Genomic DNA, 20,830 nt, shown 5'->3' with positions numbered 1-20,830 from the left:
ACCGGTCGCGCCGGTCAGGCGTAGCCGTGCTCGCCCAGGCGGGTGAGGCCCTCGCGAATACGGCGCGCCAGTTGGGCGTTCACGCCGTCCACGCCCTCCAGATCGGCCTGTGCGGCCTCCAGGAGGGCGCGTAGTGTCCCGAACGCGGCCACCAGAGGTTCGACCTTACGGAAGGGCACCCGCGGGATCTGGGCGATGAGCCGGTAACCGCGCGGGCCGACCGCCGTGTCCAACGCCTCGATGGTGGCCGGATAGCCCAGCGGCGGAGCCAGATTCGCCAATTCGAGCAGATCCGGCTCGGCCAGGGCATCCAGGCGGGTCAGAGCGCGATCCGCCTGGGCCTCCCCCGCGGCCTCGCCGACCAGATAGTCGCGTGCCAGCAGACGGCGCAGATTCTCGGTGTCGGCGACCAATTCGCTCAACTGCAGGGCGAGCTGGCGGCCGTCCACACCCAGTTCCAGCACATCCTGTTCGATCTCACCGGCCGTGCGGCGCATGAGCTCCAGGCAGTGCACCACCGTGAGCACATCGCGCAGGGCGGCCAGATCCTCCACCTCGAGCGCCGACAGGCGACGCGTCACCTCGTCCAGGCGGGAGCGGTAGCGCTGCAGCGTGGCCATGGCCTGATTGGCCCGCGTCAGAATCACCGCCGACGGCTGCACGAGATGCCGTGCGCCGCCCACGTATACGGTCACCAGGCCGGTCGAGGCACTCACCGACACCACCGGATATCCGGTCAGCGCGGCTGTCCGCTCGGCTGCCTTGTGCCGGGTGCCGGACTCCACCGTCGGCAGCGCGGGATCGGGCACCAGATGCACATTGGCCCGCACGATCCGCGATCCGTCGGCCGAGAGCACCACGGCCCCATCCATTTTCGACAGTTCCCGCAGCCGCGTCGGCGCGAACTCGGCGTCCAGCTCGAACCCGCCGTCGCAGATCCGCTCCACCCGCTCGTCGTAGCCGAGCACCACCAGCCCGCCGGTACCCGCCAGCAGGATCCGGTCGACGCCGTCGCGCAGCTGCGTCCCGGGCACCAGCCGCGCGATCACATCGCGCTCCGCCTCCCCGGAACGCTCCTGCACCACACCGGAATCCCCGTCCCGTGGCACCACGGTCCCCGAGCGGCCCAGCAGCCCGCTCATCCAGCGCCCGGCCATTACGCCCGCGCTCCGATCCGGCACCTCAGTCCACGCGATCCCCCGACCGTCATCAGACCCACCTTCGCGTCATGCCGCCGCAGCGGCCTCCTGTCGTTTCCCCGACCCGCGTGCGGCCCGCCCGCCACCGCGAACGAAGCCGACCCCCCGGTCCTCACGCCCCATACTCTCCACCAGTGCGACGCGGCACGAACAGCCGCCCACCTCACTCCGCCATCTCGGCGGGCTCGGCGCGCGGCCGCCGCCGCGCACGCAGGCCCGTAACGGCAAGAGCCGCACCGAGATCCGAGACCTCCCGCAGTGTCATCTTGCGACCCGCGCGCTCGACACCGGGTGGCACCAGGGCTTCGGTGAAGCCGAGGCGTTCGGCTTCGGCGAGGCGGCGGGTCAGGCCGGTGACCTGACGGACCTCGCCCGCGAGGCCCACCTCGCCGAGGACGATCATGCCGCTGGGTAGCGCGCGGTCCATGCTGGCGCTCGCGATGGCCAGAGCGACGGCCAGATCCGCGGCGGGCTCGGTGAGGCGCATGCCGCCGACGGTGGCGGCGTAGACGTCCTGCTTGCCGACATAGACGCCGCCGCGGCTCTGCAGAACCGCGAGCACCATGGCCACCCGGTTGAAATCGAGGCCGCTGACCGCGCGGCGGGGCGCCGGGGCCTGGGTGTCAACGGTGAGGCCCTGGACCTCGCCCAGCATGGGACGTTTGCCGTCCATGGCGACCGTGACCGCGGTGCCCGGCACCGCCGCGCCACGGTGGTGCAGGAACAGACCCGAGGGATCGTCGACGCAGACGATGCCGTGCTCCTGCATCTCGAAACAGCCCACCTCGTCGGTGCTGCCGAAACGGTTCTTGATGCCGCGCACCATGCGCAACGCGGAATGCTTGTCGCCCTCGAACTGCAGCACCACGTCGACCAGGTGCTCGAGCGTGCGCGGGCCCGCGACCGCGCCGTCCTTGGTGACATGACCGACCAGCAGGACGGACACGCCGCTCGCCTTGGCCAAAGAGGTGAGCGCGGCCGTCACCGTGCGCACCTGGGTGACGCCGCCGATCACGCCGTCCGCGTCACCGGCCAGCATGGTCTGCACCGAGTCGACCACCAACAGGGTCGGCCGCACCTGCTCGACATGCCCGAGGATCGTGGCCAGATCGGATTCGGCCGCGAGATAGACCTTCTCGTGCACCGCGCCCGTACGATCGGCGCGCAACCGCACCTGGCCCGCCGACTCCTCGGCCGTCACGTACAGCGCGATCTCGTCACGCGCCCGCGCCCACCGATGCGCCACCTCGAGCAACAGCGTCGACTTGCCGACACCCGGCTCGCCCGACAGCAGCACCACCGAACCCGGCACGATGCCGCCGCCCAGCACCCGGTCGAGTTCGGACACGCCCGTGGACCGCGCCTGGGTTTTCTTCGAATCGATACTCGAGATCGGCGTGGCCGCCGTGCTCGGCAGCATGGCCCGCCGCCCGACGGCCACCGCCGTCGACGACACCGCCGCCTCCTCGATCGTTCCCCACCCGCCGCACGAGGGACACCGCCCCACCCACTTGGCGACCTCGTGCGTGCAATCCGCGCACCGGTACAGCGATTTCACCTTGGCCACGCCCGGCAGCCTAACCACGCGCACTGACGTTTTTGCCTTCCGCTTCGCCGCGGGCGTGTTCGCGGCAGTGTGCGAAAACGCCGCACCCGCCTCGGTGGACCGAAGCGGGTGCGGGAGAGAGGGTTTCGAGCTCGGCTCAGTGGCCGCCGCCCTTGGGGGCCTCGGCGCCGGCGTTCGGGGATTCCTTGCGCTCGAGGTCCGGGCCGGCGTCGACCGGGACGTTCACGACCACGGTGCCGGCCTTCTCGAAGATGAACGTGACCGGATAGGTGAGGCCGGGGGTGACATCCTTGGTCAGGCCGGTGACCTCGACGAGCAGCGGCTTCTTGTCCGGGTCCGCGCCCTGATCGGCGGCGGGGGTGGCCGGGGCGGCCGGGGAGGTGGTGGTCGCGCCGTGCGAGTCGGCCCCGTGCGTATCGGTGCCGTGCTCCTCGGCCTGCTCCGCCGCGCCGGTGGAGAGGTCGGAGACGAGGGTGGTCTGCGGCTTGATCGAGGTTTCGCCGTTGAGCGTGACCGTGCCCAGTTCGGACTCGATGCGGACCAGCTTGTCGGTGGTGCCCTCACTGAAGTTGACGGCGCTGAACGCGAGAACGGCCTTGCCGCCCTTGGCGTTGCGGTACTCCTCGGTCTGCGGCAGCAGGAAGCGCACATCGCGCAGATCCACCTGGCCGACGTTGGCGTTGTTGCCGTTGACGGCGGCCACCTGGTCGGCGGTCTGCGAGATCTGTCCGGCGCCACAACCCGACAGGGTGAGCACCGCGCCCGCGGCGAGTGCGGCAACTGTCACGGCATGCCGGCGCGCTTTCGACGCAGTGGTGGCTTTCAGGGCAGTCACGGGTTGTCCTCCATGTCGACCGGGCTAACTCCACTATGGAGAGTAGTAGTCAATGAGAGTAATGCGTCGGTTCCCACGCCCGCCGCCGGGGCGGTATCGCAGCGCGCACTCGAGGTTCGCGGCCGTCTCGTTCTGGACTGACGGAGCGGGGGAGCGCAGCGGAGGAGCGGAGGAGGGAAGAACGAGACATTAGGGCCGCGAACCCGTCCGTAGCGAAGCGGAGGACAAATTGGGCACAGCCTGATTGCTTATGCGTTGAGCCCCTTCACATATGCGCGCGAAGCTTAGAGAACGCTATCCCGTTATGCCACAACAAGATGCACACGATTCGCGTTCTGTCAACCCCCGCCGCTGGCTCGTTGTGGCCCTGACCTGCGCCGTTGATCGCGCCGTTACCGAGTCGCATGTTAAACTGTGAACATCGAAAGGGGCACGGGACACATGATTTTTAAGGTCGGAGACACCGTCGTTTACCCCCACCACGGAGCGGCGCTGATCGAAGCTATCGAAACCCGCACCATCAAGGGTGTACAAAAGGAGTATCTGGTCCTGAAGGTCGCTCAAGGCGACCTGACCGTTCGGGTTCCCGCGGAGAACGCCGAGTACGTGGGCGTCCGCGACGTCGTCGGCCAGGAGGGCTTGGACCGAGTCTTCCAGGTGCTGCGCGCTCCCCACACCGAGGAGCCGACCAACTGGTCTCGCCGCTACAAGGCCAACCTCGAGAAGCTCGCCTCCGGCGATGTGAACAAGGTGGCCGAGGTCGTCCGCGACCTGTGGCGTCGTGAGCAGGATCGTGGCCTGTCCGCCGGTGAGAAGCGCATGCTCGCCAAGGCTCGCCAGATTCTCGTCGGTGAGCTCGCGCTCGCCGAGGGCACCGACGACGTGAAAGCCGAGACCCTGCTCGACGAGGTTCTCGCCGCGGCTTCCTGACCGTGAGCAACACGCACGACAGCAGTCGTGTCGTAGCGCTGGTACCTGCCGCCGGTATGGGTGTTCGCCTGGGTGAAAACAAGCCGAAGGCCTTCGTCCACGTCGGCGGCAGTCCCATGCTCGCACTGGCAGTACAGGGACTCATCGATTCCGGGTCCGTCGACGAGGTTGTGGTTATGGTGCCCGCCGAACTCGTCGACGAGACCCGCGCCCTGCTGCCGGTGACCGATCTTCCGGTGCATGTGGTTCCCGGTGGAGCCGAGCGCACCGATTCCGTCCGCGCCGGGCTCGACGCCGCGCCGGACGCCTCCTACGTGCTCGTGCACGATGCCGCCCGCGCCCTCACCCCGCCCGAGCTCGTCACCCGGGTGGTCGACGCGCTGCGCGCGGGTGCACGGGCCGTGGTGCCGGCCCTGCCGGTCACCGACACCATCAAATCCGTGGACGCCGCGGGCGCGGTGACCGGAACACCGGATCGCTCCGGACTGCGGGCCGTCCAGACTCCGCAGGGTTTCGACGCGCAGGTGCTGCGCGCGGCCTACGCCACCGGCACCCAGGCGACCGACGATGCGGGCCTGGTGGAATTGCTGGGCACTACCGTGCACACGGTGACCGGTGCTGCGATGGCTTTCAAAATCACGACTCCCCTGGACCTTGTGCTCGCCAATACACTTGTGGCACAGGGCGGGAATTCCGCCGATTCCCGGGAGGCGGTGGCGACGCGATGATCGACCCCACCGCCCTGCGTGTCGGCATCGGCAGCGATGTGCATCCGATCGAACCCGGACGCCCCTGCTGGATGGCCGGACTCCTCTTCGACGGTGACAGCGGCTGCGCCGGACATTCCGATGGCGATGTCGCCGCGCACGCGCTCTGCGACGCGCTCTTGTCGGCTGCCGGTCTCGGTGATGTCGGCGCGGTATTCGGTACCGGTCGCCCGGAATGGGAAGGTGTTTCCGGCGCGGCCATGCTGAAAGAAGTGCGACGGCTCATAGAGCAAGAGGGCTATACAACCGTCAATGCCTCTGTACAGGTGATCGGCAATCGGCCCAAAATCGGCCCGCGCCGCGCCGAAGCGCAGGAAGTGCTGGGCGAATTGCTCGGCGCACCGGTGTCGGTCTCCGGCACCACCACCGACGGCCTGGGTCTCACCGGCCGCGGGGAGGGCGTGGCAGCGGTTGCCACAGCCCTACTGTGTTGTCGCTCCTGAACCATCCCGCGATAACTCTTCGACGAATACGGCCCGCGGCTGTGAGAAAAGCCGTATCCGCCCGTAAACCGCCATTTCCCACAAGCTAGGATGCCCTGTCGTGACTCTGCGCCTTTTCGACACCGAGACGCGGACCCTGCGTGAGTTCACTCCGCTGGTCCCCGGCCACGCTTCGGTGTACCTGTGTGGCGCGACCGTGCAGGGTGAACCCCACATCGGCCATGTGCGCTCCGGCGTCGCCTTCGACGTGCTGCGACGGTGGCTGGCCGCCAACGGTTTCGATGTGGCCTTCATCCGCAATGTCACCGATATCGACGACAAGATCCTGAACAAGGCCGTCGAGCACGGCCGGCCGTGGTGGGAGTGGGCCGCCACCCACGAGCGGGCGTTCGACCGCGCCTACGACACCCTCGGCGTGCTGCCGCCGTCCGCGGAACCGCGGGCCACCGGGCACATCACGCAGATGGTGGACATGATGCAGCGGCTCATCGACAAGGGACACGCGTACCCGTCCGAGGGGAACGTGTACTTCGACGTGCTGAGCTACCCGGACTACGGGCAGCTGTCCGGCCACAAGCTCGACGACGTGCACCAGGGTGAGAGCGCGGGCACCGGCAAGAAGGATCAGCGCGACTTCACGCTGTGGAAGGCCGCCAAACCGGGTGAGCCGAGCTGGCCGTCGCCGTGGGGTCCGGGGCGGCCGGGCTGGCATCTGGAATGCTCCGCCATGGCCGAGTTCTATCTCGGACCGGAATTCGATATCCATTGCGGTGGAATGGATCTGGTCTTCCCGCATCACGAGAACGAGATCGCGCAGTCCAAGGCCGCCGGGGACGGGTTCGCCCGCTACTGGCTGCACAACGGCTGGGTGACCATGAGCGGCGAGAAGATGTCCAAGTCGCTGGGCAATGTGCTGACCATCCGCAATGTGCTGGAGCGGGTGGGTGTGCGGGCGGTCGAGCTGCGCTACTACCTGGGCAGCGCGCACTACCGGTCCATGCTGGAGTACTCGGATCAGGCGCTCACCGAGGCGGCCGCCGCGTACCAGCGGATCGAGGCGTTCGTGCTGCGCGTGGCCGAGCGGGCGGGTGAGGTGCCGGTCGGCGACTGGACTCCGGCGTTCGCCGACGCGATCGACGATGATCTCGCGGTGCCCAAGGCGCTGGCCGAGATCCACCGGCTCGTGCACGAGGGCAACCGGGCCGTCGAAGGCGGTCAGCTCGAGCAGGCCCGCACCCTGGCCGGTCAGGTCCGGGCCATGCTCGGCATCCTCGGCGTGGATCCGCTCGACGCGCACTGGGTGACCCCCGCCGATTCCTCATCCGCGCTGGAAGCCCTCGACGTGCTCATCAACGCCGAGTTGCTGCGCCGTCAGGAGGCCCGCGCCACCAAGGACTGGGCCACCGCCGACGCGGTCCGCGACCGGCTGAAGGCAGCGGGCATCGAAGTGACCGATACTGCCAAGGGAGCGGAATGGTCGCTCGCCAAGGATTGACGGTGTGATTCCGCCCCGGCGGAATCACACCCATCCGCGCCGCAGCGGGGTTTCGCTCGCACGGCGGTGCGGGCGCGGCCCCGCCGAGCGGCGGTGCGAAGGAGTGCGATCCGGCCCAGTGCCGGGCGTGGCGTCACCTCGTGGCGCGACAGATGACAGGGGCGCAGCCGGTTGCTGCGCCGACCGGATGCAGGTTTCCCGCATGATCGATGGTGCGCGGGTTCTCCCGCGACCGGACTCGATGCGGGATGACCGCGTGATACGGAAGGCGAAGTAATGGCAGGCAATTCGCAGCGACGCGGCGCGACCCGCAAGGCGGGCAGCAAGAAGGGGCAGACCGTCGGATCGGGCGGCGTGCGGCGACGCGGGCTGGAAGGCAAGGGCAATACGCCCAAGGCGGAGGACCGCACCTACCACCCGGCGGCCAAGCGGGCGCGGGCGAAAGCCAAGGCGGAGGCGAAGACCGCCACCACGCGCAGCCGCAATGCCGCGCGGCCCGCGGTCAACCGGAAGGACGGCGAGGGGCCGGAGCTGGTACTCGGCCGCAACCCGGTCGTCGAGTGCCTGCGCGCCGGTGTGCCCGCGACCGCGCTGTACGTTGCCGTCGGCACGGAGAACGACGACCGGCTCACCGAGGCCGTGAAGATCGCCGCCGACACCGGCATCTCCATCCTCGAGGTGCCGCGCACCGATCTGGACAAGCTGAGCCACAACGGCATGCACCAGGGCCTGGCCCTGCAGGTGCCGCCGTACCGCTACGCGCACCCCGATGATCTGGTGGAGCGTGCCCGCGCGGGCGGCGAGCCCGGTCTGCTGGTCGCGCTCGACAACATCACCGACCCGCGCAACCTCGGCGCGGTCGTGCGGTCGGTCGCCGCGTTCGGCGGGCAGGGCGTGGTCATCCCGCAGCGCCGCAGCGCGGGCGTCACCGCCGTCGCATGGCGCACCAGTGCGGGTGCGGCCGCCCGGCTGCCTGTCGCGCGCGCCACGAATCTCACTCGCACGCTGAAGGATTGGGCCAATCGCGGCTACCAGATCGTGGGCCTGGACGCGGGCGGCGACACCACCCTCGACGAATTCGACGGCAGCGCACCGACTGTCATCGTCGTCGGGTCCGAGGGCAAGGGCCTGTCCCGTCTCGTTCGCGAAACCTGCGACACCATCCTGAGCATCCCGATGGCGGGCCCGGTCGAATCGCTGAACGCCTCGGTCGCCGCGGGCGTCGTACTCGCCGAGGCGGCGCGTCAGCGCCGCAGCTGATCCGGGACGAATACGGTTGCGCGCCAACGAAGTTGCCTGACACCCGCCGACGTGGTGAAACTCCGCGCGGCGGGTGGCGACCGGTAGGCGATGGCGCACGATGAATGAAGTGCCCCAGCAAAATCCGCGCGTCACCCTGCTCGCAGGCGGGTTGCGATCGTAAAATCGGCCTGTGGTCATACCTGCGCAGCCCATCGGGTCTCCGGTCGAACACGGCTATGCGACAACCGTGTTGCTGCTCGGGGTGTTGAGTTTGTTCTGCTGTGGGATCACCGGGCCGATCGCCTGGGTGCTGGGGCGGCGGGCGCTCAACGAGATCGACGCGTCCGGGGGTGCGCTCGGCGGGCGGACCCAGGTGATGGTGGGCTATATCGCGGGGATCGCGGGGACCTTCCTGATGATCTTCACCGCGTTCCTGTACGTGCTGGTGCTCATCGGCGAGTGACCGCCGGAGCACGGTGCGGTCAGTCCAGGCCGGGGCGTTTGCCGTCGGTGACGGCATCCCAGGCGGGCCATTCGGCGCTGACGCTGCCGGTCCACTTGGGCTGGCGGCGGTCCTTGAGCGCGGCCACGCCCTCGCCGCCGTCGGAGCTCTTGGCGACGTAGTCGTTGAGCTCGGTTTCCAAGCGGCCCACCGTTTCCGGGGTCATGGTGGGGGCTTCCCAAAGCAGCCGCTTGGACAGGGCGACGGGCAGCGGCGCGGAGCCGTGCGCGATGTCGTGGGCCACCGCGAGTGCCGTGGGCAGCACCTCACTCGCGTCCAGGGAGCTGTTGGCCAGGCCGAGCGCCCTGGCCTCGTACCCGTCGAAGGTGCGGCCGGTGAGCAGCAGGTCGGCGGCATTGGCGCTGCCGATCAGGCGGGGCAGGGTCCAGTGCGCGTAGCCGTCGGCCAGTGCGCCGCGGCGCACCTGGTTCAGGCCGTAGACGGCGTCCTCGGCGAAATACCGCAGATCGCACTGCAGGGCGATCTCCAGCCCGATCCCCACGGCATGTCCGTTCACGGCCGCGATGACCGGTTTCCGGATGCGGAACGGCGGCGGATCGATGAGGCCGTTGACCTCGCCCACCTTCAACGAAAGATCCGCCCCCGCACAGAACGCCGGCGGCGTCCCGGTGATGACGACCGCCCCGATCGCGTCGTCGTTGTCGCAACGCCGTAGCGCCGCACCGAGTTCCGACGCCATCGCCGGAGTGAGCGCGTTCTGCTGGGCGGGCCGATTGAGCGTGAGCACGGCGACTCCCCCGGAGACGTCCACGTGCAATTCCGAACTCATGCGCACGAATCCTAGTCACTCCCCCGCCTCCCCGGGCCTTCTGCGCCCAGCTGAATGCCGTTGACCGTTACTTTCGCGTGCCGGCGGTCGGGTACGAACCCAATTTCGGACGTACCCGACGAGTTACCCGGACCTTTCGAAATCAGTCGTCACCAAACGTAGCCCGGAGAGTTCGGATTTTCTCAGCGCAGCAGTTGGCGGCCGATGGCGTACTTGTGGACCTCGGTGGGGCCGTCGTAGAGGCGGAAGGCGCGCATGTCGCGGAAGATCATTTCTACGACGGTCTCGTCGGAGATGCCGATGCCGCCGAGCACCTGGACGCAGCGGTCGGTGACCTTGAACAGTTCCTCGGAGACGTAGGACTTGGCGATGGAGGATTCGTGGCGGGCCTTCTCGCCCTGGTCCATGAGCCAGCAGGCGTGCCAGATGGTGAGGCGGCACTGGTGCAGGGCGATCTCATTGTCGGCCAGCATGAACGAGACGCCCTGGTGTTCGCCGATGGGCTTGCCGAAGGCGGTGCGGGTCTTGGCGTAGTCGATGGCGATGGACTGCGCGCGTTCGGCCGCGCCGAGCCAGCGCATGCAGTGGGTGAGGCGGGCGGGGGCCAGGCGCAGCTGGGCGTAGCGCAGGGCCTGGCCGGTCTCGCCGAGCACGGATTCCTTGGGCAGCACCAGGTTGTCGAAGTTCACCACCGCGTGGCCGCCGACGTAGTTGCGGTCCATGGTGTTCATGATTCGCTCGATGACGATGCCGGGCTGGTCGCCGTCGGTGATGAACAGGGTCGGGCCCTCGGGCAGGTGCGGGTTGGCCGCCAGCCGGGCCATGATGATCCAGGTCTTCGCGCCGTCCGCGCCGGTGATCAGCCATTTGCGGCCGTTGACGGTGAAGTTCTCGCCGTCGAAGGTGGCTTCGGTGGCGAGCTGGTTGGGGTCGGAGCCCGCGCCGCCGGGTTCGGTCATGGCGAAGACGGAACGCTGGTGGCCGTCGATGACCGGCTGCAGGTACTGCTTGGTCTGCTCGGCGTTGGCGATCTTGGAGAGCAGGAACATATTGCCCTCGTCCGGGGCGGCGCAGTTCATGGCGACCGGGCCGAGGGTGGACCAGCCCGACGCCTCGTACAGCACGGCCTGCTCGACGTGGGTGAGGCCGCGGCCGCCCAGTTCCTTCGGGGCCTGCACGGTGAGCAGGTTCTCGGCGCGCGCCAATTCGACCAGTTCCTGGCGCAGTTCGTCGTTCGGGCCGTGCGCGGTGAGGCGTGGATCGCGCTCGAAGGGAACGATCTTGTCGATGACGAACTGCCTGACCCGATCACGTTCGGCGGCGAGGTCGGCAGGAATCGCGAAGTCGATCATCGTTGGTCCCATTCGTTCGGGGCTGGCGTTCGAGCCGAGCATACGACGCCACCCCCGACCGACTGAAGGCACCCGCCCTCAAATGAGGACGCGGCGCAGAAAATTCTCGACTTCGGCCCGGTAGGCGACGGGTTGATCGTCGTGCACGAGATGCCCGGCATCCGGGATCACGACGTGCCGGGCGTCCGGGTGGACCGCGGCCATCTCGGCCATCTGCCCCGGCGGGGTGATGGTGTGCTCGCCCTCGATGAGCAGCGCCGGAACCGTGATCGACTTCCACTGCCCCCAGAAATCGCGCGTGCCCCACTCCTCGGAGATATCGCGGAAGGTCGGGACCTCGCCGTGCAGGCGATAGCCGTCGGGACCGTGCGCGAAGGAGTCGAGGAAATAGCGTCCGGCGACCGGTCCGAAGAAGTCCAGCATCGCCTGCTCGTCCGGAAACGGCTGCGGCCAGGCTTCGATCATGGCCGCCCAGTTCGCGGCGGTCCGGCCTTGGAAATCCGGGGCGATGTCCTCCACCACGAGGGCCCGCACCCGTTCGGGATGCGTTGCGGCATAGACCCATCCGTGCAGCGCACCCATCGAGTGACCGATCACGATCATGGGTTCCGAGATCACCGAGGTGGCCTCGGCGAGATCGGCCACGAAGGCCTCGGTGGTGAGTTCGGCGGGCACGGGCCTACCGTGCCCCGCCGCGTCGAACGTGTAGATATGCCCGAATTCACGCAGCCAGTCCAGCTGCGACCGCCAGGTGCGGGCACTGCCCATCAACCCGTGCAGCAGCAGAATCGGTGCGCCCGTGCCGCCTTCGTCGTACAACATCACCCCGACGATACGTCTACTTCCGGGGAGTACATTCGTGCGCATGGCAGTCGTCAAGATCAATGCAATCGAGGTTCCCGAGGGTGCGGGCCCCGAGTTGGAGAGCCGGTTCGCCGCGCGCGCTCACGCCGTGGAGAACTCGCCCGGGTTCCTCGGCTTCCAGCTCCTGCGTCCCGTCGCGGGCGACAACCGCTACTTCGTGGTGACGCAGTGGGATTCCGAGGATTCCTTCGCGGCCTGGCGCGACGGCCCCGCCCGCGCCGCGCACGCGGGCTCGGATCGCAAGCCGGTCTCCACCGGCGCATCCCTGCTGGAATTCGAGGTCGTCCTCGACGTGGCGGCCAAGAACGCCTGATAGGGCCTCATATTGACGTCGAGCCAGCCTGGATGTCACTCTTCGGAGTGAAGTAAGCGACGGTGACGTGTAACCCGGTGGGAATCCGGGGCGGTCGCGCCACTGTGATCCAAGCATTTCGAGTCAGGTCGGGTGCCCGGAGAGCCAGACACCGGCCACCGTCGCACCCATCTCGGCGGGACGCGAAATCCCGCAAGGAGGCTCGAATGGCTACCGTCCACTCCCCCAGCCGGGAAGGCGACGCCCTCAAGGCGCTGCTCGTTTCCGCGGCTGTCGTGCTCTTCGCCTTGCTCACGCTGTACCTGGTCGGCTTCGATCAGGGTGCGATCTCGCGCAGCGGCATGTTCATGCACGAGCTCATGCACGACGGACGACACCTGCTGGGTGTGCCGTGCCACTGAGTGACACGGCTGAACTGACAGGTTCGCTCAAAACCCTGTTGCTGCGTGGCTTGCTGGCCGGCCTCATCGCCGGCCTGCTCGCCGCCACCGTCGGATACTTCGTCGGCGAGCCGAAGATCGACGCCGCCATCGCCATCGAAGAGGCTCAGGCCGCTGCGCCGACTGCCGGTGAGGGGCATTCGGACGGCGCCGCGGAAGCCGCCGGTCATTCGCACGGTGAGGAAGACGAAGCCACGGTGAGCCGTCCCGACCAGAAGCGCGGCCAGTTCCTGGCGCTCGCCCTGGCGGGTCTCGCCTTCGGCGCGCTCCTGGCGACCGCCGCCGGTTGGGCACGCCGGTTCACCACGCTGTCGGGGCCGAAGCTCGTCCTGGGCCTGGCTCTCGGCGGCTGGCTGGCCATCGTGCTGGTGCCGTTCTTCAAGTATCCGGCCAATCCGCCCGCCGTCGGCGATCCGGAGACCATCAACGACCGCACCTGGTTGTGGGTGGCCGCCGTGCTGCTCGGTTTCGCGGCGGTCGGCATCGGCGTGTACGTGTACAGGCTGCTCGAAAAGCAGCCGGACACAGTGCGTTTGATCGCCGGTGTGGCGGCCTTCGTACTCATCACGGCGATCGGCTACATCCTGCTGCCGGGGATCAACGAGGTGAAGTCCGACTTCCCGCCGAGCCTGCTGTGGGAGTTCCGGGTGGCCTCGCTGGCCGAAACCGCCACGCTGTGGATCTCGCTCGGTCTGGCCTTCGCGGCGCTGACCGAGTTCGCTACTCGGAAGCAGGCACAGCCCGTTTCGTAATACCCAGGCTGACCCTGTGGAGCAGCCATTCCGCCGGACCCCGCCGGAATACGTTGCGCCACAGGGTCGCCAGGACCAGCGCGCCGATCGCCACCAGGGCCAGCAGCGACCACCCGGGCGCGTGGATGCCGCCGGGCAGCGGGGGCAGGTTCTCGAGATCGCTGTAGTCCGGCACCGGCACCAGCGCCCAGAGCGCCACCAGGTGCAGGATGTAGAGCGACAGCGCGCAGGATCCGGCACTGATCAAGGGCCGCAGCACGACTCCCGCGCGGGGAGTGATCAGCAGCAGCACGCCCGTCACCAGGAGGGCCGCACCGGTCACGGCGAAAATGTCGAATGGCGTCCCGCTGTGTGGCGCGTCGATCGTCAGCCACCACCAGCTGTCGGTGGACACGGTTCCGAGACTGCCGATGGAGAGCATGGCGTCCAGGTCGGCGTCGGTGAACCCGTACTCGGCGTACTCGGGCACGAGCGCCGCGATCAGGTGCGCGCGGCCACCCAGCAGCTGCTGCGCCACCCAGGATCCGCCGTGTCCGAGGAGGGCGAGCACGGCGCCCGCCGCGAGTACCGCGATCGGTCGTACCGTGCGGATTCCGATGCGGCCCAGGGCCATTCCGGCGAGGACGAACGGCATCCAGGTCAGGACCGGGTAGACACCGGTGAGCAGCAATTCCACGGCCAGATTCCGCAGTCCCTCGAGCGTCCCGAACATGTCGAAGGCCGGATTTCCGAGATAGCTTTCCGCTATCCGCTCGCGGATCAGAAATGATGCGATGGGTCCGGCGATCGCCCACACCAGCGCGATCAGCGCCAGGCTCCGCGCCCGCAATCGCAGCAGCGGCAGCGTGCACAGAAAGTAGAGGCCGTAGTAGGCCAGGATGATCATGACGCCGATACCCGAACGCAGGTGCGCCAGTGCGAGTCCCAGCAGCACGAGGAGCACCGCGCGCACGGCGATGCGGAGCGCGCCCCGCCGGGTGCGGTCGTGGGTGGGCCGGTCGCCGCCGGACAGCAGTGCCACCGATACTCCGGCGAGCACGGCGAACAGCGCCGAGGATCGGCCTTCGAAAAATCGCAGCCACGATGCCTGGTCCGAGAAGCTCGCGTTCGGCCCCGTGTGAACCACGAACATGCCGAGCACCGCGATACCGCGTGCCGCGTCCAGTGCGAGTACCCGCGGTAGTGAATCGGCCTGCCGCGCTTTTTCCGGCACGCCTACGGTCGCCGTTGCCCCCATGACATTCCCCCTCTGGATCCACCTGTTCGGTGCTGATCCGAGCGTAGGGATCCGAGGTCGGCGAACCAGGGGGCGATCGACCCGATCCGGTCGATCAACGACCGAAAAACGCAGGTCGAGAAGGATTTTCGGAGAGCGCGCGAGTTATCCGGTCCGGACGGGAACGGCGGTGCCGCACCCGCGCCGGCCGAGTTCGCTACCGGTCAACGGGCACAACCCGGTTCGTGATTCCGAGGGTGATCCGGTGCAGCAGCCATTCCGCCGGGCCGCGGCGGAAGACGCTGCGCCACAGCGTCGCCAGGGTCAAGGAGCCGAGCGCCAGGAGAGCCAGCAGGGGCCAGCCGGGGGCGTGGATGCCGGTCGGCAGTTCGATCGCCTCCTCGTCGGGGATCGGCACCAGGACGCTGACCGCCATCGCCTGCAGGATGTAGAGGCTCAGCGCGCACGAGCCCGCGGCGATCAAGGGCCGCAACAGGATTCCGGCGCGCGGGACCACGGCCAGCAGGACGCCGATCACCAGGAAGGCCACGCCGATCGCCCCCACGATCTCGAACGGGGTGCCGCTGTGCGGGGTGTCGACCGTCAGCCACCACCAGCTCGTGGTGGGCGGTGCGCCGAAACTGCCCGCGTCGACGAGCTTGCCCGGATCGAGATCCGGTATGTCGTTCCCGGCCAGCACGCCGGTGAGCATGTCGATCAGGTGGGCGCGGCCGCCGAAGGGATGCTGCAGCAACCATGATCCGCCGTAGCCGAGCAGCGCCAGGCCCGCGCCCGTGGCCGCGAGCGGCAGCGGACGGGCGGCGCGGATTCCCCAGCGGCCCAATGCCATACCGGCGAGCACGAACGGCATCCAGGTGATCGCGGGGTACCCGCCGGTGAGCACCAGCATCTCGACGGCCTCGCGGACGCCGGACCACGAGGTGAGCATCTCGAAGGTCGGGTTGCCGCCGAAACTGTTCTGGTCCATGTGGCTTCGGATCAGGTACGACGCGACGGGGCCCGCGACCGCCCACGCCGCGGCCAGGATCGCGAGCGTCCGGGCGGACAGGCGCAGCAGCGGCAGCGCGAGCAGGAAGTAGAGGCCGTAGTAGGCCAGGATGAGCATGATCCCGATGCCGGAATGCAGTTGCGCCAGCGCGAGGCCCAGCAGCGCGATGAGGACCGCGCGCGAGGCGATGCGAACGACGCTGCGGCGGGCGGCGATTCCCGTATAGGGGCGGTCGCCACCGGACAGCAGTGCGAGCGAGACGCCCGCGAGCACCGCGAACAGGGCGGCCGAGCGGCCCGCGAAAACGGTCAGCCAGGATGCGCCGGGCATATCGCCCTGCGGGCCGACGTGTACGGCGAACATGCCGAGCACCGCGAGCCCACGGGCCGCATCGAGTGCGAGCACACGCGGCAGCGAATTTCCGGTTTCCGTCTTCTCAGCCAGGGTTTCGACCACGATCTCGAAACTAACTGCGGAAACAGGTTCGAAGCCAGCCTATTTCCCCTATCCGGGCAAGAAGTAGACGAAAGAGTTAGTCCCCGGCTAACCAAAGAATCAGCCGGGGACCACCACGATGGGACCGGGGTCGGGGCGAAGCCCCTGAGAGCCCTCCCGAGCGTGGGGCTACGCCTCGAAGGTGGCGTCCAGTTCGATGTCGTCGACACCGGTGAGAGCCTTGGACACCGGGCAGCCCGCCTTGGCGGCCTCGGCGGCGGCCAGGAAGCCCGCCTCGTCGATGCCCGCGGCGCGGCCGACCACGGTCAGCTTGATCTTGGAGATGCGAAAACCGCCGGCCGGATCCGGGCCGAGGGTGACGTCGGCGGTGACATCCAGGCTCTGCGGGGTGCCGCCGGCATTGCCGATCTGCGCCGACAGGGCCATCGAGTAGCAGGAGGAGTGCGCAGCGGCGATCAGCTCTTCCGGGCTGGTGGTGCCGTCGGCATTGTCGGCCGAGCGCTTCGGGAACGACACGTCGTACTTGCCGACGCCCGAGCTGACCAGTTCGACCTGACCCGAACCGTCCTGCAGGCCACCGGTCCAAGCGGTGCGTGCGCTACGTGTGGGCATCTTCGTCCTTTCGACTTCGGAAGCTGTACGGCACGAACCTACCCCGCTTCACACGACGGCGGTGGCGCGCTGGTCCAGCTGCTCCAGCACTTTCGGCCAGGCCTTCTCGTGGCGGTCGCGAGCGGCGGCGTTCGGGAATCCGGCGTGTGTGAGCAGCAGGGCCGTGCCCGCGCCGTGCGCCGAGAATTCAATGGTGAGAACGGTTTCCGCGCCCTCGGTGCCGCCTTCGCCGGTCACCCAGGTGACCTCCATGAGGCGCTCGGGTAGTAGGCGCAGGTAGCGGCCGTAGTGCGGGTGCCCGCCGCCCGCGGTGAAGAAGAAGGGCTCGTTCACCGCGGGCTTGTGCATGAGCACCGAACCCGGATCGGCGAACCAGAGTCCGAGTTCGCGGGTGCACATGCGGTAGAGCTCGTCCGGCGAGGCCGCCATGATCCGCTCCACGGCCAGGAAGAAGGGCCGCTGGGAAAGATCGGGAGGCCGAACAGGTGCGACGTCCATGCGCGTGGACGATACCGGCCGTCCGGCCCGTCATTCGGGATTGGTGGCGTGAGCGAGCACGATGCCGCCGATGATCATGGCCAGGGCGAGCACGCGCCCGGCCGAGAACGGATCCTTCTGCACGACGATGCCGATGGTGATCGCGCCGACCGCGCCGATGCCGGTGAACACGGCGTAGGCGGTGCCGACCGGCAGCGACTGCATGGCCACCGAGAGCAGGAACACCGCGCCCGCCATGAGCGCCAGGCAGATCAGGGTGGCCAGCGGTTTGGTGAAATTCTGTGTCGGTTTGATGGATTGCGACCAGGCGATCTCCACCAGACCGGCCAAACCCAGGATGAGCCAGGGCATTTCAGTACTCCTTGCCGAGTGCGCGGGCGGCGGCGAGGGCGGCGGCGAAGGATTCGTCGTGCTTGGCGCGCAGGTGCGCCAGCGCCGGATCCTGCCGGGAATTGGCCAGCTCCGCATTGATGAACACGGTGTCCTCGACGGCGAAGTGACCGACGAAGAAGTCGCGCAGGTAGCGCTCCTGGTAGTCGTAGCCCGCCTTGGGCGTGCCGGGCGAGTACGCGCCGCCGCGGGCCGTGGCGACCACGAAGCGCCTGGGGGCCAGCGACATTCGCGGGAAGGTGATCTGATCCAGCCACGCCTTGAGACCGGCCGGGATCGAGTAGTTGTACATGGGGGTGCCGATGAGCACCACGTCGGCGGCGCGGACCTCGGCCAGCAGGGGTTCGATGATCGCCCACGCGCGCGCCTGCTCCGGCGAGTCGACCAGTTCCGCGAGCCGATCCAGGTCGGTGACCGGCTGCGCCAGGACGCGGTCGCACAGTTGCGCCCAGCCTTCGCCGATGAACGGGATCGGGTCGGCGGCGAGATCGCGGTGGAGGTAGCCGCCCTCGGGATGCTGTGCGCGCCAGGCGGTGGCGAAGGCGGCGCCCACCTCACGGCTGAGGGAGTTGCGGCGGGCGCTCGCGTCGAGGTGCAGCAGGGTGGTCATGATCAAGCTCTCCAATCAAGTGGACATTGTGTCCGTTTTGCTGATCGCCACGGTAGAGAACAAGTGGACAGTTTGTCCACTTATAGTTTTCCGGGCTACAGTGACCTCATGAAATCCGCCGATCTGCCGCTGCTCGGCCAACCGCCGGCACCCGGGACAGCACCCGCGGAACGCGCGGACGCCGCCCGCAACCGGGCCAAGATCCTGGACGCCGCCGCCGGACTGTTCGCCACCCGCGACCCGCGCACGGTCACCATGGACGACATCGCCAAGGCCGCGGGCGTCGGACGCGGCACGCTCTACCGCCGGTATCCCGACGTGGGCTCCATCGCCGTCGCACTGCTCGACGAACACGAGCGCGCGCTCCAGGAACAACTGCTGCGGGGCGAACCCCCGCTCGGGCCGGGCGCACCGCCCGCTCAACGGCTGGCCGCGTTCTACGCCGCCATGATCGACCTACTCGACACCCACGCGAATCTCGTCCTCGGCGCGGAGACCGGCGGGGCGCGCTTCGCCACCGGGGCATACCGGTTCTGGGTCGTGCACGTGCGCACCCTGCTCACCGAAGCCGGTGTGCCGGAACCCGATTCACTCGTGGATCCGCTCCTCGCACCACTCGCGGCCGAGGTGTACCGGCAACAGCGCGAGCGCGGCCTGACCTCGGAGGAGATCAAGACCGCGCTCGGCAGGCTGGCCTACGGCGTGCTGGGTTAGACCATGTCCCGGCGGCGGATCAGAAGCACCGTGCCCGCCGCGAAGGCCGCGATGTAGGCCGCCAGCACGATCAGCGACTCGGTGCGGGTCAGCACATCCAGTACTCCCGGGGTGGCAGGGCCGCCCGTGGTGCGCAGCGACCCGGCCAGGGATCCGGCAGCCGTACCCGGCATGTAGTCGGTGAGAGTCTTTATGGGAGAGAAGATTCCGGCCACTCCGCGCAGCAGGTTCTCCACCACCAGCACCCACACCAGGCCCAGGCCCACGGCGAGGGCGGGGCTGCGGGCGATCGCGCCGATCACCGCACCGGCGAGGGTCCACATACCGAGAATGACCGAGCCCGTGAGGATTCCGAGCAGGATTCTGCTCACCGCCGGGAGGGTCAGGGGCTGCCCCTCGGTCGAGGCGATCAGGGCCGCGACCCCGGTGTCGATAACGAAAGCCACTGCCACCAGGGCGATCACGGTCAGCGCCAGGCTGATCACCACACCGCCGATGGCGGCAGCTCGCGAAGGGCCTTGCGTGAGCACGGTTTTCCAACTGCCCCAGCCGTAGCCGCTGCCCACCGCGAGCGCACCCAGCACCAGCATCAGCGCACCGCCGAACATGGCCATGCCCTGCGTGAAGACCTCGGGCACGGCGGACGGAAGCATCAACTGCAGCAGCACTTCTCGCGGCTGACCGTCGGACATGCGGGAACTGTCGCCGGTCGTGTAGGCCAGGTAGTTGAACAGGTACGCGAACGTCAGGTTCAGCAGGATCCACGTACCGAGGACGATCCAGAACGCGGGCCACTTGCGCAGGCGCAGCAGTTCCGCGCGGGTGCTTGCCAGCAGATCGGTCATTTCGCCGTCTCCGTCATCTCGAAAAACACTTCTTCCAGGGACTTCTCATCGGTGCGCAGTTCCAGCAGATCCGCGCCCGCCTCGATCACCGCGCGCGCCACCGCGGGCGCCTTTGCCACGCCGGCATCGACTCTGATGCCGGTGGCGGTCAGCAGCGCGGACCGGTCCCCCACCACGCGGCGCACTGCGGGGAAGGCCAGTTCGAGGGGTTCGGCGCGCAGGAAAAGCGATGCGGCGCCGCGCAATTCACGCACCGTGGATTCGGCGAGCAGGACGCCGCCGGAGATGACGCCGACGCGGTCGCAGATCTCCTGCACTTCGCTGAGCAGGTGACTGGACAGCACGACGGTGTGCCCGTCGGCGGCCAAACCGGTGATGAGCTCCCGCATCTCGGCCATCCCCGCCGGATCCAGGCCGTTCGTGGGTTCGTCGAGAATCAGCAGGTCGGGGTGACCGAGCAGGGCCGCGGCGACACCGAGGCGCTGCTTCATGCCGAGGGAGTAGGTGCGGAATCTGTCATCGCCACGGGCATCGAGGGCGACCCGATGCAGGGCCTGCTCCACACCGGTGTCCGCGACGCCGCGATAGCGGGCCATCACCCGCAGGTTGTCGCGGCCGGACAGGTAGGGGTAGAAACCCGGCCCCTCGATGAGAACCCCCATGCGGCGCAACGCTTCCGGGTCGCCGGGCCGCTTGCCGAGCACCGTCGCCGTGCCCTCGGACGGGCGAATCAAACCGACCAGCATGCGCAGCGTGGTGGTCTTGCCCGCCCCGTTCGGGCCGAGGAATCCGTAGATCTCACCGCGCCGGACGCTCATGCTCACGGCATCCACGGCGATGTGGGGGCCGTAGCGTTTGGTCAACCGGTCGGTCGTGACAACTGTGGCGAGTGCGTCGAGCCCGGAGCCGGCAGGCCGCGTAACCACGGCGGGCTCGCGATCGTCGCTGGTGGACGCTGCTTCGTTCATGGGTTCAAGAATCCGCTTCGA

At 68.5% G+C, this 20,830-nt stretch carries 24 protein-coding genes; 10 read left to right on the top strand and 14 right to left on the bottom strand.

Going from position 1 to position 20,830, the window contains the following annotated elements; genetic code table 11:
* Positions 1–14: 14 nt before the first annotated feature.
* From disA to JK358_RS23640, 3 genes are all read right to left on the bottom strand, one after another.
* Entirely contained in the window at positions 15–1,085 is a 1,071-nt protein-coding gene (gene disA, locus JK358_RS23650; RefSeq protein ID WP_372440721.1) for a DNA integrity scanning diadenylate cyclase DisA, read from the bottom strand.
* A gap of 277 nt (positions 1,086–1,362) precedes the next feature.
* A complete protein-coding gene (radA, locus tag JK358_RS23645; RefSeq protein ID WP_201950580.1) occupies positions 1,363–2,766 on the bottom strand; it encodes a DNA repair protein RadA in 1,404 nt (467 codons plus the stop codon).
* A 136-nt stretch (positions 2,767–2,902) separates the two neighbouring features.
* Entirely contained in the window at positions 2,903–3,601 is a 699-nt protein-coding gene (locus JK358_RS23640; protein WP_201950579.1) for a copper chaperone PCu(A)C domain-containing protein, read from the bottom strand.
* 441 nt (positions 3,602–4,042) lie between these two features.
* On the opposite strand from JK358_RS23640, the gene carD reads away from it, so the two are divergent.
* The 6 genes from carD (at position 4,043) to JK358_RS23610 (ending at position 8,941) form a co-directional block, all read left to right on the top strand.
* Positions 4,043–4,531, top strand: a complete 489-nt coding sequence (carD, locus tag JK358_RS23635) for an RNA polymerase-binding transcription factor CarD (protein WP_019931623.1) — start codon at positions 4,043–4,045, stop codon at positions 4,529–4,531.
* Between the two features lie 2 nt (positions 4,532–4,533).
* On the top strand, positions 4,534–5,259 hold the full coding sequence (gene ispD, locus JK358_RS23630; RefSeq protein WP_307817694.1) for a 2-C-methyl-D-erythritol 4-phosphate cytidylyltransferase: 726 nt from the start codon (positions 4,534–4,536) through the stop codon (positions 5,257–5,259).
* Positions 5,260–5,273: 14 nt separating this feature from the next.
* Entirely contained in the window at positions 5,274–5,741 is a 468-nt protein-coding gene (gene ispF / locus JK358_RS23625) for a 2-C-methyl-D-erythritol 2,4-cyclodiphosphate synthase (protein ID WP_201951412.1), read from the top strand.
* 100 nt (positions 5,742–5,841) lie between these two features.
* Complete coding sequence (gene cysS / locus JK358_RS23620) at positions 5,842–7,236, top strand: cysteine--tRNA ligase (RefSeq protein WP_201950578.1); 1,395 nt, start codon at positions 5,842–5,844, stop codon at positions 7,234–7,236.
* 276 nt (positions 7,237–7,512) lie between these two features.
* Positions 7,513–8,496 carry a 23S rRNA (guanosine(2251)-2'-O)-methyltransferase RlmB gene (rlmB, locus tag JK358_RS23615; protein ID WP_201950577.1) on the top strand — a complete coding sequence of 328 codons (984 nt, stop codon included), beginning with the start codon at positions 7,513–7,515 and terminating at the stop codon, positions 8,494–8,496.
* Between the two features lie 172 nt (positions 8,497–8,668).
* Entirely contained in the window at positions 8,669–8,941 is a 273-nt protein-coding gene (locus tag JK358_RS23610) for a DUF4190 domain-containing protein (RefSeq protein ID WP_201950563.1), read from the top strand.
* A 19-nt stretch (positions 8,942–8,960) separates the two neighbouring features.
* Here JK358_RS23610 and JK358_RS23605 read toward each other — a convergent pair whose 3' ends face one another.
* The 3 genes from JK358_RS23605 to JK358_RS23595 all read right to left on the bottom strand — a co-directional run bounded on the left by JK358_RS23605 (position 8,961) and on the right by JK358_RS23595 (position 11,944).
* Positions 8,961–9,770 carry an enoyl-CoA hydratase/isomerase family protein gene (locus JK358_RS23605; protein ID WP_201950562.1) on the bottom strand — a complete coding sequence of 270 codons (810 nt, stop codon included), beginning with the start codon at positions 9,768–9,770 and terminating at the stop codon, positions 8,961–8,963.
* A 182-nt stretch (positions 9,771–9,952) separates the two neighbouring features.
* Positions 9,953–11,122 carry an acyl-CoA dehydrogenase family protein gene (locus JK358_RS23600; RefSeq protein ID WP_201950558.1) on the bottom strand — a complete coding sequence of 390 codons (1,170 nt, stop codon included), beginning with the start codon at positions 11,120–11,122 and terminating at the stop codon, positions 9,953–9,955.
* Between the two features lie 78 nt (positions 11,123–11,200).
* A complete protein-coding gene (locus JK358_RS23595) occupies positions 11,201–11,944 on the bottom strand; it encodes an alpha/beta fold hydrolase (protein WP_201950550.1) in 744 nt (247 codons plus the stop codon).
* Positions 11,945–11,987: 43 nt separating this feature from the next.
* On the opposite strand from JK358_RS23595, the gene JK358_RS23590 reads away from it, so the two are divergent.
* The 3 genes from JK358_RS23590 (at position 11,988) to JK358_RS23580 (ending at position 13,491) form a co-directional block, all read left to right on the top strand.
* Positions 11,988–12,299, top strand: coding sequence for an antibiotic biosynthesis monooxygenase family protein (locus JK358_RS23590; RefSeq protein ID WP_181582635.1), 312 nt, complete (start codon positions 11,988–11,990; stop codon positions 12,297–12,299).
* Positions 12,300–12,505: 206 nt separating this feature from the next.
* Complete coding sequence (locus JK358_RS23585; protein WP_201950549.1) at positions 12,506–12,700, top strand: CbtB domain-containing protein; 195 nt, start codon at positions 12,506–12,508, stop codon at positions 12,698–12,700.
* Positions 12,691–13,491, top strand: a complete 801-nt coding sequence (locus JK358_RS23580) for a CbtA family protein (RefSeq protein ID WP_201950547.1) — start codon at positions 12,691–12,693, stop codon at positions 13,489–13,491. The genes JK358_RS23585 and JK358_RS23580 overlap by 10 nt, the downstream gene beginning before the upstream one ends.
* Here JK358_RS23580 and JK358_RS23575 read toward each other — a convergent pair.
* The 6 genes from JK358_RS23575 to JK358_RS23550 form a co-directional block, all read right to left on the bottom strand.
* A complete protein-coding gene (locus JK358_RS23575) occupies positions 13,460–14,728 on the bottom strand; it encodes a heparan-alpha-glucosaminide N-acetyltransferase domain-containing protein (RefSeq protein ID WP_201950543.1) in 1,269 nt (422 codons plus the stop codon). The two genes, JK358_RS23580 and JK358_RS23575, sit on opposite strands and share 32 nt — an antisense overlap.
* 196 nt (positions 14,729–14,924) lie before the next feature.
* Positions 14,925–16,172, bottom strand: a complete 1,248-nt coding sequence (locus tag JK358_RS23570; protein ID WP_201950541.1) for a DUF418 domain-containing protein — start codon at positions 16,170–16,172, stop codon at positions 14,925–14,927.
* A gap of 168 nt (positions 16,173–16,340) precedes the next feature.
* Positions 16,341–16,784: an OsmC family peroxiredoxin gene (locus JK358_RS23565; RefSeq protein WP_181582630.1), complete on the bottom strand. Its 444-nt coding sequence runs from the start codon at positions 16,782–16,784 to the stop codon at positions 16,341–16,343.
* Between the two features lie 48 nt (positions 16,785–16,832).
* Positions 16,833–17,282, bottom strand: coding sequence for an SRPBCC family protein (locus JK358_RS23560; RefSeq protein WP_232851773.1), 450 nt, complete (start codon positions 17,280–17,282; stop codon positions 16,833–16,835).
* Positions 17,283–17,312: 30 nt separating this feature from the next.
* A complete protein-coding gene (locus JK358_RS23555; protein ID WP_201950539.1) occupies positions 17,313–17,633 on the bottom strand; it encodes a DMT family transporter in 321 nt (106 codons plus the stop codon).
* A gap of 1 nt (position 17,634) precedes the next feature.
* Positions 17,635–18,282: an FMN-dependent NADH-azoreductase gene (locus JK358_RS23550; protein WP_201950538.1), complete on the bottom strand. Its 648-nt coding sequence runs from the start codon at positions 18,280–18,282 to the stop codon at positions 17,635–17,637.
* Positions 18,283–18,390: 108 nt separating this feature from the next.
* On the opposite strand from JK358_RS23550, the gene JK358_RS23545 reads away from it, so the two are divergent.
* Positions 18,391–18,996: a TetR/AcrR family transcriptional regulator gene (locus JK358_RS23545; RefSeq protein WP_201950529.1), complete on the top strand. Its 606-nt coding sequence runs from the start codon at positions 18,391–18,393 to the stop codon at positions 18,994–18,996.
* Here the strand turns inward: JK358_RS23545 and JK358_RS23540 are convergent.
* Together JK358_RS23540 and JK358_RS23535 are read right to left on the bottom strand one after the other, a co-directional pair.
* Positions 18,993–19,841: a DUF2705 family protein gene (locus JK358_RS23540; RefSeq protein WP_201950527.1), complete on the bottom strand. Its 849-nt coding sequence runs from the start codon at positions 19,839–19,841 to the stop codon at positions 18,993–18,995. The two genes, JK358_RS23545 and JK358_RS23540, sit on opposite strands and share 4 nt — an antisense overlap.
* Positions 19,838–20,809: an ABC transporter ATP-binding protein gene (locus JK358_RS23535; protein WP_201950524.1), complete on the bottom strand. Its 972-nt coding sequence runs from the start codon at positions 20,807–20,809 to the stop codon at positions 19,838–19,840. The genes JK358_RS23540 and JK358_RS23535 overlap by 4 nt, the downstream gene beginning before the upstream one ends.
* Positions 20,810–20,830: the final 21 nt, after the last annotated feature.

Origin of the sequence: Nocardia acididurans (genome assembly GCF_016741815.1) — a bacterium.
Classification (GTDB): domain Bacteria; phylum Actinomycetota; class Actinomycetes; order Mycobacteriales; family Mycobacteriaceae; genus Nocardia; species Nocardia acididurans.
This window is presented reverse-complemented; position numbering and strand designations above follow the sequence as displayed.